The sequence below is a fragment of the Planctomyces sp. SH-PL14 genome (assembly GCF_001610835.1).
In the GTDB taxonomy this organism is placed as follows: Bacteria; Planctomycetota; Planctomycetia; order Planctomycetales; family Planctomycetaceae; genus Planctomyces_A.
Genome location: NZ_CP011270.1, coordinates 1712828 through 1725019, shown reverse-complemented (window position 1 = coordinate 1725019; position 12192 = coordinate 1712828). Strand labels below are relative to the sequence as shown.

Below are 12192 nucleotides of genomic sequence, written 5' to 3'. Positions count from 1 at the left end.
AGGGAACAGGACTTCCGCCCCGATGGCATCGGGGCAGGCTGGGGCGGGGGCGGTTGCAGGAGCGGACGGGGAGCGGCGATTCCTCATTGTTCCTCAAACCCCACCATCTCGCCGAAGAAGTTCGCTTCCCCTTCCCAGCCGAACGAGATCATGTGCGCGGGCGGGAGCGCCTTCCAGGCTTTCCGCTGCGCCTCGTTGAGAATCGGGAGCACGAGGGCTTCCGCCGGCCGGGGGTGATATTCCTCCGGATAGACGTAGACCATCATCTGCTGCATCCACTTGTCTTCGAACTTCTCGATCAGGACGGCGTCCAGCTTGTCGATCTGCTCCGGAGTCAGCGCCAGCTTGCGGTCGAGGCAGGCCGACATGCAGTGGACCGTGGCGACCTTGCGGCTCTCCTCCCGCAGGGCGATTTCGCGGCGGTACTTCTCGGCCGCCTCAGGCGACTGCGCGGTCTCGAGGACCGTGGCGAACTTGTCCGAGAGGAGCTTCCGCGGGCTCGGCCAGTTGGGGATCCCCCGGTTGTTGTTCTGCGCCTGGAACTGCGCGAGCTTGCGGATGACCGCGTTCGCCTCCTCCTTGCCGGCCGCCTTGATGACCTTGTACTGCTCGGCGGTCGGGCCGCAAAGCTTCTTGATGAAGTGCAGCTCGGCGTTGAGGACGTTCGTCACGTGCGGACGGAACTGCTGATCCATCGCGTCGATGTTGGCGACCGCCGCGGCCGGCGCGACCACGCCGAAGTTGAACAGGTCACTCACCGCCTCCGTCAGCGCCGCGGCCGCCGCCTTGTTGGCCGCTTCCTTCTTGGCGTCGACCGGTTTCTTCTTCACGGCCGGCTTCTTCTTGTCAGTCCCCTTCGCATCCGCGGCGTCCTTGGCCTTGTCCGCGGCGGCCTGGACTTCGGCCTGAACCTTTTCCACCACGTCGGCCCGTTTCGCCTTCTCCTCCCGGTCGGCGGCGGCCTTGGCATCCGCGGCCGCGGGAGCAACCGCCCCGGACTGGAACAGATCGTTGACGGCGTCGGTCAGGGCTTTCGCCGCCGCCTCGTTGGCCGCGGCCGGTTCCTTCTCGGGGGCCGCCGCGTTCGCGAGCGGACCACGCTCCTGAAGGACGATGACGCCGACAACTCCGGCCTCTCCTCGCAGGCCGCGACCGACCAGAACCTGCACCGGTGCGGGTGCGACCGCTCCGGCCGCGGAGGCGGGCCGTGGCGAGAGAGATCCCCCGCCGCCGAGGATCACGCCGGTCACGATCGCGCCGGTCGCGGCGAACCGGGCCATCGCCCCGCTCTGCCACCGGCTACGTGCCCCGCACCCCATTCCCTTCCAGTTCCGGAGCATTGCTCACTCCTTTCCGGATCGGTTCTCCAGGCGATTGAAGTACTCATCGAGACCGGCGCGGAACTCTTCGGGGAGCCCCGGTCCGGCGGTGCCGGTGGCCTGCTGGACTCCCGTGTCCTGCCGGATCTCCTTGTCGTTCGTCCCGGTCCCGACGAGCGCCAGGGCCGAATCGGAGGTCTTGCCGCTTCCGCCGCCCCCCGGGTTCGCTCCGCCCCCGCCGCCGCCGTTCGGGTTGAACCGCTTGCTCTGGAGGAGGAGCTCGATCGCCTCGGTCTCGGCAGCGATCGCCTGCTCGCCCGTATTGGGGGTCCGCAGGATCAGGTAGGCCTCGTTCATCACCTGGGCGACCTGCCCCAGGAGTGCCAGCTCTTTGCCGAAGTCGGCCTCCGCGTCCGGCAGCTCCTTGATCCGGTCGACGACCTTGTAGATCCGCGTCTTGAGTTCACCCTGGCCGTCGGAGAGCTGCTGGCCCCGCTTCAGGTGCTCCTCGGAGGAGATCGCCTTGCGGGCCTGTTCGGCAACGCGGGTTTCCTCGCGGAGGTTCACTTCCCCTTCGAGGATTTTCAGAACTTCGAGGACGATCGACGGCGGGAGGCTCCCCTTGGCCTTGCAGCCGGGGCAGGCGCCGCACTTCGTCACTTCGACGAGGTCCTCCGCCCAGCGGTCGAGCGTTTCTGACCAGTATTCCGCCTGCGAGATGGAGAGGCCATTCTCCTTGCGGACGTCGTCGCCGAGCTGGCGGAGGGCGGCCGTGACGTCCTGCTTCCGCATGTCGTCCAGGACCGTCTTGAACCGCATGAACTTGCTCCGCTCAAAGTAGGCGTGCATGTCGTCCATGATGTTCGAGACATCGTGGCTGCCGGTCGTTTCCGCTTCGGCCAGCTCCGTGAACGTGGTCGACTGCTGCTCCTTCTGCCGCTCATCGAGACCGAAGTTCCCGGTCACGAGCGTCCCCAGCCGCGTGGCGACCTTGTGCTGGTGCCGCGAGGACGCCTTGAGCCGCTTGACGAGCGTGGTCCCTTCGAGGTTCGCCAGGACCTTGTTCAGCTCGTCGGCCAGCTTGTCGAACTCCGCCAGGAGATCCTGCTGCTTGACGACCGCCTCCTCGACCTTCTCGCCAGCCGGGGTCGGCTTCTTCTTGGCCGAGCCGTTGCCGGAAAGCATCGTGTTGGGGAGCGTCAGGCGGGGCGGTTTCGGCTTGCTCTCCTGCGGTTCCCCCGGCTCCTTCGGCTTGGGGCTGTTCATCGTCGACTCGACGTCGGTGATCGTCGGGATCTTGCTCGGATCCTTCGGCGGGTCGGCCGGCTTCTTCGGGTCACCCGGGCCACCGGCATTGGCGCGGTTCTGTCCCGCCATCCGGCTCTTGTTGCTCGGAGCATTCTGAGCGAGCTGCGGGGCCTCCGCCGCCTGCTTGAGGAGGTCGGCGACGCTCGGCATCCGGTTCCCCGAGATGTCTTTCATGACCTGCAGCATCTCGGCCCACTTCTCGAGGTGGCCGACGCCGATCTCGGGGTTCCGCATCGCCTGCTTCAGCAGGTCTTCGCCCGAGCCGACGAGGGCATTGAGCCGCCGGCCGTTGGCCCGTTCGGCCGCTGCCTGGCCTTCGATCCGCTTGCGGGTGTCTGGCTGATCGAGATCCTCTTCGGCGAGTTCGCGGAGAGCCTTGTTCGTTTCATGGAGCTGCATTTCGCGGTCGCGGACCTCCAGCGACATCCGCTGCCAGCGGCTGAGCTGGGCGGTGACCCACACGGCGTGCTGCTCGGCATTGAGAACGTCGAGGATCGCGGCGGGCGAGTAGCTCCGGGGCCGTCCGGGAAGGAAATCCTCCACGAAGACCCGGACCTTGATCGGCTGCGGGTCGATCCCGAAAGAGGTGCCGGAGAAAGTCGAGGCGAGGTCGAGGGCTTCCGCCTCCGGCCCGCCGGCGCCGATGATCCGTTCCCCCTTGGCCGGCTTGGCGACCGTGGGGTCAAGCCCTTCCCATTCGATCCCGACCCGCTTCACGCCGAAGTCATCCCGGGCCCGGACTTCAAACGTGAGGACTTCCGAGTCGAGGACCACTTTCTGCCGCGGGAGGTTTTCGCAGACGACCGACGGGGCTTCGTCATCGGCGGCGGTGACCGTCAGCTTAAACGGCTCCTTGCCGGAGAGGCCGTGCTGGTCCTGCCACTGCATTTCCAGCTCTTTGGCTTCCGTGACCGGAACCGTGCCGCTGGCGAACGTCTTGCCGTCGGGCTGCCGCGGCTGGGCGTTGACCTGGGCCGAGGCGAGGTCGCGGGTGGCGGTGGCGGTGATCGTCGCTTCGGAGCCCTTCACCAGCGTCATCGAGCCGCCGCGGACTTCCCGCTCGACCGGTGCGGTCCGCTCCAGGTATCCGGGGAGAGTCGCCTTGGCGGAGAGCCCGCTCAGTTCCGGACGGAGCATCGGTTCGATGCGGAGCGTCCCCTGGTAGTCGCCGATCCGGATCGCGAGGTCGGCCGGCTCGATCTGCGGGGGGAGTTCGAAGAGGTATTCGTTCCCCTGGATCTTTGTCTGGACCGGGGCGTTCCCCGCGAAGGCGACTTCACCCGACTCCGGCTTCCATTCGGTCGAATCGGCCAGCTTGAGCCGGAGGGGGAACGTTTCACCGTGGGCCACCACCAGCCGCTCCGGCAGGGGAGCGAGGGCAGCGAAGGTGTAACGGGGGATCGGCTTCCACGGAGCGAGGAGCCGCGCGAAGGAGTTACGGGCGGCAATCGGCGTCAGGACGAGGAGGGCGATCGCGATCGCCGCCACGACCGAGGCGACGATTGCCTTGGACTTGTGGCGGGGCGTCGGGACGGCGTCGGTGAAGTCCCGCTTCTCGGCGACTTCGGCCACCTGCGTGATGGCGGCCCGGACGAGGGTCATGGACCTCGCCTGCTCGGACTCGCTCTCGGCGAGCTCGATGATCCCCAGGAGCTGGTCGCCGACGCTGGGGTGCTTCCGCGACAGGAGCCGGGCCACCTGATCGAGCCGGCGGTTCCGCCAGACCCAGCGTTCGAGGGCCATCGGAACGAGCGCCGCCGCCAGGATCGTCCCGACGAAGAGCCCGATCCGGACTCCCTTGGGGGTGTCGATGAACCGGTCGAGCGTGTAGGTGACGAGGAAGGCGACGAAGAACCCGATCAGGGCTCCGGCGACCGCCTCGATCAGCTTGATCGTCCAGACCCGCTTGCGAAAGGCGAGGAGCTTTTCGCTGAGGGAGTGTGGAATCTCCAACCGGTGAGCATTCGCAAGCGACATGGCCGACGTCCCCTCAGGGCCCCTGAAACGATTCCAGAGAGCAGTCCGTAACGATGCCAGAAAACAGTCCGTCCGACACAATCCGTTGGAACAAACCCACGGCGAGAGCCGCGTTATCTTACCAATCTGAAACCTGAACTCTGAAATACGAAAAGGGGAAATTCAGACAGTTCGTCTGGAGTTGTCGATCCCCTTTTCCTGCTTCCACTTCCTTCACCGTCGTTCCCCATCTTCTCGTCCGCTGGTCCCGACGGAGCGGCAGGCCGCTCCCGGGAATGCGCCGCCATCAGATGAGGCCGACCACCTTCCGTCCGACCCAGAACGCTCCGAGCAGGACGACAACGAGTCCCGCGACGAGCGGGTGGCTCCACAACTGAAGACGCCGGATCGACGGGGGAGGCAGGGGCAAATTCGCCAGTTTCTGAACGATTTCTTCGACTTTTCCGGGGTCGACCGACTGCCCGCGGGTGACGCGGGCGATCTCCTCCAGCACCTCCGGCCTGGCAGGCTTGCCAATCTGCTCCCGGGCCGCCCCCTGGACGAAAAACGTCGCCGGCAGCGTCGCCCCGGTCTCCTTGCAGGCGAGCGTGATCTGGTGCTGTCCCGGCTCCGTCGGGATGTACTGCGACTGGAACACCCCCCACTCGTCCCCTTGAGAGAGAAACTTGATCGTCTCCGCCTTCCCGGACGGGGCGACGATCCGGGCGGTCACCTCCCCCTTGCTGAGGGGCTCGCCGCTCTTCTCCATGACGTGGGCGCTGAGCGCGACCGTCTGGCGAATCTGCGGCTGATCGGGCGAGTAGAAGAGCCGCATCGACTCCCCCTTGGCCATGTTCCGCTGGTACGCCATCCACCGCACGACCTGGCCCCAGAAGCGGTAGTGGTACTTGTCCTCCACCCCCTTCCGCCACCGCCACGCCCCGTCGGTCCCCATGAAGAGGACCTTCCCGGCCCCGTAGGTCCGGGTCACGAGCAGCGGCAGCCGGCCGTATTCGTTCGACATGTCGCGGTGGACCGCCAGGACCTCGGTGCCCGCCTTGGCGCGGGTCACGGCCGAGTACCACTGGAACCCCGGCAGGTCTTCCCAGACCTGGGCGTTGTCCTCCTGCGAGTCGGCCAGTTTCGTGAGCAGGCTCCGGCGTCCCGATTCCGTCAGCTCGAAGTGGCCGGCAGTCCGCGAGCCCCAGCCCCCCGGCTGGCCGGCGTCGAAGACGACCGGCAGCAGGTCCTTGAGCTCCGAATCGAGGAGGCTCGCCTGCCGGCCCTGGAAACCGGGCATGAAGACGAGACCGCTCGCCTGATGCTCGACGAGCCCTTTCAGGAGCCGGCACTGTTCTTCGGTGATCTGGCCGTCTTCCAGGCCAACGTCTCCGAGGAACACGACGTCGAACTTCGAGAGCTCCTCGATCCCGGCGGGGAACTGCTTGATGTAGTCCTTGTTCCCGCCGCCCACCTTGCTGAGGCCGGGGTGGAACAGGAGGCACGACACCTCGACCCCCGGGTCGCGGGAAAGGGCGTTCCGCAGGTAGCGGTACTCCCACCGCGGGTACGACTCGACCACCAGAACCTTGAGCTTCTCCTGCCGGATCGCGATCGGGGCCGAGAGCGTGTTGTTGTCGGGGATCGTCTCCTCGCCGTGCCGCGGGATCTCGAGCGAGACCGTGAAGTCGCCCGTCCCGTTCGGCTTCCAGGCGATCCAGTCGTTCGTGCGGCCCATCGCGGCGACGCGGACATCCTTCGTGATCGTCTCGCCGTCCGAGGACTTGAGGGTCACGGTCGTGACGTACTCACGGGGGAGGGAGCTGTCGATCGTGAACGGGATCCGGACCGCCTTACCGGCGATGCCGAAGGTCGGCAGGTCGAAGTTCAGGAGCTCGACATCGGGGAGCCGCTGCGGGCTTCCGGCCGCGACCGTGAAGACCGGGACGTTCTTCATCCGCAGCCGCGAGGCGGCCTGGACCGGCGGCGGCCCTTCGTTCCAGTCGCCGTCCGAAATCAGCACGACGCCAAGCAGGTTCTTGACCTGGTCCGCCGCCTGCGCGAGCGGGTCGTGGAGGTTCGAGCCGACGCCCGGCTGCGTCGAGGAAAAGGGCTGGATGACGACCTGCAGCTTCTCGTCGAGCTTGGCCCAAGTCGCCGCGCTCGTCAGCGGCGCGATCGCCTCGGCCCGGGTGATCGGGGGGCTGCCGGTCGTCCGGCCGGTGACGACGTCCCGGGTCTGCATGCTCCCCGACTGGTCGTACAGGACGGCGATCGACGGCTTTTCGTCGGGCCGGTATTCCTCGACCCATTCCGGCTGGTTGAACAGCAGGGCGATCAGACAGACGATCGTGAAGCGGAGGATCTCCAGGAGGCCGTGCCCCTTGTGATACCCGCTCCGCCGCCAGGCGTAGTAGCAGAGTCCTCCCGTCAGGAGGACCGTGAGGATCGACATCGCCGCGGTCAGCGGCGTGCCGAGAAACGTCAGTTCGGAGGTGGCGTTCAAGCGGCGGCCCTCCTGGTCGCACCCGGGAAGCCGGCGGTGATCGTCTCCGGCTGCGGCCGCCGCGGGATGCAGAGCGCGGCCTCGAGAATCAGGGCCAGCATCATGATCGCCAGGAACAGCCGCCAGATCTCTTCGATGAGGCTCGTGCTGCTTCCCGCCTTCTCATCGACGCGGTCGAAGTCGAGCCCCTGGAACAGTCCGGCGAGCGGCGCGTCGGCGACGACCATCGGCCGGTCCTCCGCTTCGCTGCGGTTGACTGCAAACAACTTTTCCTCGGCCTGATAGACCCCCGCCTGATAGGCGTAGTCGGTCGAGAGGACATCCTCCCGCCGGCTGAGCGGCTGCCACTGTTCGGTCGTCGTGGGATTGATCTCGCCGGCGATGAGCTGCCGCGTGTTGCCGAGGACCGAAGCCCCGGTGGCGATGGCCCGCTGGAGCATGACGTACAGGACGACGCCGTCGGTCGCGAGCGACGAATCCTTCGCGGCCGGCGTGGTGCCGCAGAAGTAGATATTCCGCTCGTCGGTGATCGCGCGGGCGAGGAGCGGGGCTCCGTTCTGAAGCGAGGCCAGCGTCGTCGTCTCTCCTTCGATTTCGCAGTACCGCTGGACCTTGAGCTGACCGACCGGGAGAGCGGCACCGCTCTGCGAGTTCGCCAGCAGTCCCTGGTCGCCGGTCCAGGTCGAGATCGGGATGGCGTTGGGAGCGTCGTTCCAGTCAGTCCACTTCACCCCGGCAAAGCCGTCGCTGCTGAGGGCGGTCGGCGGGAAGAAGATCACCTGCCCCCCCCGCTTGGCGAAGGCCCGGATCGTGTCCGCCATCTCCCCCGTCGGGAGCGGCGCGTGCCACATCAGGAGCGAGACCGTTTCCCACGGGACCGAAGCGAGCTGGTCGGGGCCGAGCGTCTCGGCTTCGCACGGCGTCGAGGGATCGGGGCCGATCGCCGCCGCGAGTTGCAGCGCCGTGACGGCTGCCGGGTCGTCGCTGACGAGGATCGTCTTCCGCGGCGTCGGTCGGTCGAAGACGAAGAAGAACTCGTTGTCGGAAGCATTCGAGTCGGCCGGGATCGAGACCCGGCCCCACCCTCGCGTCTGGACCCGCTCGATCGGAACGGCGTGGTCCTTGAGCTCGACCGCCCCGCCGCTGAGCTCGACCGTGATCTCCGACCGGGCCCCTTCGATCTCGAGCTGCACCGGGATCTTGACCGTCTCTTCGCTCCCCGTGGTCTGCTCGACCTTGAGCGACAGCAGGAGCTCCGCGCCCGCCGCGGTCTCATGCCGCCGGACGCCGGTGACGCGGATCGAGCGGTTGCGGGGATCCGCATCGGGATACGCGAGGAGGTGGAACCGGACTCCCTGGGGCAGTTCCTGGAACGACTCCCGGATCGTCTGCCAGCGGCCGCCGTCGGCGTTCCAGTCGTTCTGACGCAGGTCGGAGCAGATCCAGACCTCGGTGCGGCTCGGCCGGTTCGCCTGGACGTAGGCGTAGGCGGTCTGGAGCAGCGCCGGGATGTCGGCCGAGGCGCTGACAGGGGAGGTGTCCGGGAGCGAGAGAAGCGAATCGGCGCCTTCGATCTCGGTCGCCTTGTTGTGGGCGCTGTCGACGAGGAGCCACCGGCCCGACTGGAGGAGCGAGAGCGAGCGGTGGAGCTGCTGCTTCCCCGATTCGAGCTTCGTGAGCGCCGTCCCCTGTCCCTGCTGCCACATGCTGGAGGAGCGGTCGAGGAGGATCAGCGTCGCGTCGGCCCGGCCCCCCGCGGCGAGTCCCAGCCAGCCGCTCGCCAGCGGCCGGCTGACCGCCATGATGAGGCCGGCGACCGCCAGGGTCCGGAACAGCAGGATCAGCCACTGCCGGATCCGGGCGTAGCCGCGGGACATCCGGTTGGCGGCCAGGAGGAACATCATCGCCGCCCAGCGGATCGTCTGGAACCGCCGCTGGTTGATGAGGTGGATGATGATCGGCAGGGCGATGATCGGCAGGGCCGCCAGCATCGCCGGCTGAAGGAAGGTCATCGGGCACCCCGCGATCGGGTCCGGCCGACGAGGAATCTCATCAGCACCTGTTCGTAGCTCTCGTCGATGCTGACGCGGTGGTAGTCGATGGCCGACTCCAGCACGCCGGTCTTGATGTCGTCGAGGTAGGTCTTGAGGGCCGCCTGGTAGCGGTCGGCGATGTCGTTGGGCTCGGCGAAGATCGACGGGCCCCCCTCCATGTCGAGGAACCGCATCGGCCGCTTGAAGGTGAACCCCAGCTCCAGAGGATCGAGGAGGTGGAACACCGCCACGTCGTGCTTGCGGAACCGGAGATGCTCGAAGGCGCTCTTCAGTTCGGCGGGCTCGATAAAGAGGTCCGAGATGATCACGACGAGCGCCCGCTGGCGGATCGTCTCGGCCAGCTCATGGAGCCGCGCGGCGAGCTTCGTGTCTCCCTTGGGCTCGGCGTGCTCGAGGATGTTGAACACCCCCCGCAGGTGGGCCGGCGTCCGCCGCGGCGGGATCGTCCGGACGACCCGGTCGGCGACGCACGAGAGGCCGACCGCGTCCCCCTGCTGGATCGCGAGGTAAGCCAGGGACCCCGCGATCCGGCGGGCGTACTCGATCTTGGTGATCCCGGTCGAGCCGAAGTCCATCGACCCGCTCGTGTCGAAGATCAGGCAGCACCGCAGGTTCGTGTCGGCCTCGAACTCCTTGACGTAGAACCGGTCCGACCGGCCGTAGGCCCGCCAGTCGAGCCGCCGCAGGTCGTCGCCCGGGACGTATTTGCGGTACTCTGCGAACTCGACGCTCGCTCCGCGGTGGGGGCTGGCGTGCTTCCCCGAGACGTTCCCCAGCATCGGCTTGCGGGCGAACAGCGGCACCGCCGCCAGGCGGGCCAGCGCCTGCGGATCGATGAAGCTCGCGGTTCGGCGGTCGTGCAGCATGGGGGAGGGGGACGAGGGGAAGTATCAGGTAACAGGTATCAGTGGCCGGGGAGTGCGGCGTCACACTAGCCCGAAGCGCGAACGAGGGATCACTTTGAAAATCCCTCGCTCGCGCTTCGGGCTGGTGTTGGGAATCACTTCAAAACCTTCTATTTGCCTCGGCAGGTAATAACCATCGTCTTGCCGTCGGGAGTCCAGCAGACGTCGCACAGGGGGCCGACGGTCAGGTCCTGCCCTTTCACGCGCGTCGGCGGCTCGTTGATCTGCGGGTTGAACTCGTAGAGGGCGACGTACTGGTCCTCGGGGGCTTTCATTCCGAACACGACGCGGGTGCCGTCCGGCGACCAGGCCATGTCGTTTTCGAACGTGTTCTTCGTCGTGAAATGGACCTTCAGGTCCGGCTTGTCGCCGGCGGCACTGACGCTCGCGATCCCCGACTCGCCGTTCGACTTGACCCCTTTGAAGATCAGCCGCGTGCTGTCGGGCGACCACCCCATGTTCCAGTAGACCGAGCTGTAGGGGTTGTCTCCCGCCTCGATGATCGACGACGACTCGTCCTTCTCGACGTCGTAGACCATGATCGCTTCGTTGATCGTGTAGGCGATCTTCTTGCCGTCGGGAGACCACTGCGCCCCCCAGCCGCGCGAGACCTTCTTCACCGGGGTGCCGTCCGCACTGATGATCCAGACCCCGTTGGCCTCGCCGTAGCGGCTGCAGGCGAGCTGCTTCCCGTCGGCCGACCAGGTCGGCATGAGCCCTTCGCCGAGATCGCGACGCCCCGTCCCGTTGATCGAGATCGCGTACACGTGCGAGGTCGACAGGCCGTCCTTTCCGTACCCGTCAAAGGCGACCCACTTCCCGTCCGGCGAGACCGCGGGCGATCCGCAGGCGGGGGTATCGGCCTGCTGGTAGAGCTTGGCCCAGCCGGTTCCGTCCGCGCCCAGTTTGAACAGCGTGTGCGACTCCCGGACCTTGAACGGGAACTCCTCCAGATCGAGCCGGTTGTCGCTGTTGCGGTCGAGGTGGAAGAAGTAGGTCCGCCGCAGGAGCGCGAACTGCCCCCGGCCGAACGTGAACTCCTTGAACGAGAGGGCCTGGTCGCGGTTCGTGTCGCGGATCTCGGAATGCCACCCCAGGACCGGGTTCGCCTGCATCGTGAACAGGTATTCCGGCAGGCTGAGCCGTCCGTCCCCGTCCGCGTCGAAGGCGGGGAGCGTCGGCTTCGTGAGCATCGTCTGCCACGTGTAGGCCCCCGTTTCGAACTCGGCGGCATCGAGGAATCCGTCGAAGTTCGTGTCGATCTGCAGGAACCGGCGGACCGGATCGATGAGCCCGGTTCCCGGGAGGCTGGCGAACTCGTCGATGCTCAGGAAGCCATCGCGATTGCCGTCCGCCTTTTCGAAATCCGCCCCCTTGTCCTTGAGGTAGCTCGTCCCGAGGAACTCCTCGCGCGACAGGCGGTTGTCCTTGTCGCCGTCGACGCCGAGGAAGACGGCGAAGTTGACGACCCGGTTCGGCGGGCGGCGGAGCAGCTCCCCGGTCGGGGCCCGCATGCCGAGGTGGATTTCGAGGAACCGGCGGGCCTCTTCCCGCGTCGTCTGGCCGTCCCGGTCGGGATCGGCGAGTTGGATCTCCGACTGCGTCGCCGGGATCCCCCCTTCAGGGTCGAGCGACTGAAAGAGGCGGACGACGAACAGCCCCGACTGGACGAGCCGGTTCGGCTGCTTGTCCCAGCCCCCCCAAGTCTCGTCGAGCGCGGCGACCGCCTGGTCGAGGATCGCGTCGACCGGGTCGGGAACGGCGAGGCGTTCCGTCTCCGGGACGCGGCCGGGGATCGTGCGGAACTCATCGAGCGAGAGCGCGCCGTTGCCGTCGAGATCAAAGAGGCGGAAGTCCCGCTGCAGCACCTCCGGCTTGTTCCGGTCGATCGCGAGGTATTCCTCCAGCGTGAGCCGGTCGTCCTTGTTGGTGTCCGCTTTCTCGAAGATCGAATTCGCGGTCCGCTTGGCCGAAGAGGCCGGCGTCTCATCAGCGGTGGCGCTCCGCCCGGCGAGGAGAAACAGGACCAGCACCGCGCACACCGCCACCGCTCTCCGGCGGGAGCGCATGGCCTGTCGCGCGGCCGCTCGGCTGGAGAGCCGAAGGCACGGGTGATCGGTGCTGAAAATCCGCTGGTCCCTCAT

General features: G+C 67.1%; 6 protein-coding genes. All 6 read right to left on the bottom strand.

From position 1 onward, the window contains the following. Positions 1 to 83: 83 nt before the first annotated feature. Positions 84 to 1340 carry a hypothetical protein gene (locus VT03_RS06775; RefSeq protein ID WP_075092295.1) on the bottom strand — a complete coding sequence of 419 codons (1257 nt, stop codon included), beginning with the start codon at positions 1338 to 1340 and terminating at the stop codon, positions 84 to 86. Positions 1341 to 1343: 3 nt separating this feature from the next. Next, complete coding sequence (locus VT03_RS06770) at positions 1344 to 4604, bottom strand: hypothetical protein (RefSeq protein WP_075092294.1); 3261 nt, start codon at positions 4602 to 4604, stop codon at positions 1344 to 1346. Positions 4605 to 4890: 286 nt separating this feature from the next. Further along, positions 4891 to 7089, bottom strand: coding sequence for a hypothetical protein (locus tag VT03_RS06765; protein WP_075092293.1), 2199 nt, complete (start codon positions 7087 to 7089; stop codon positions 4891 to 4893). Next, positions 7086 to 9101 carry a BatA domain-containing protein gene (locus tag VT03_RS06760; protein WP_075092292.1) on the bottom strand — a complete coding sequence of 672 codons (2016 nt, stop codon included), beginning with the start codon at positions 9099 to 9101 and terminating at the stop codon, positions 7086 to 7088. Before VT03_RS06760 ends, VT03_RS06765 begins: the two co-directional genes overlap by 4 nt. Further along, positions 9098 to 10009, bottom strand: a complete 912-nt coding sequence (locus tag VT03_RS06755) for a DUF58 domain-containing protein (RefSeq protein WP_075092291.1) — start codon at positions 10007 to 10009, stop codon at positions 9098 to 9100. The genes VT03_RS06760 and VT03_RS06755 overlap by 4 nt, the downstream gene beginning before the upstream one ends. A gap of 149 nt (positions 10010 to 10158) precedes the next feature. Then, complete coding sequence (locus VT03_RS06750; RefSeq protein WP_197489225.1) at positions 10159 to 12117, bottom strand: EF-hand domain-containing protein; 1959 nt, start codon at positions 12115 to 12117, stop codon at positions 10159 to 10161. Positions 12118 to 12192 lie beyond the last annotated feature (75 nt).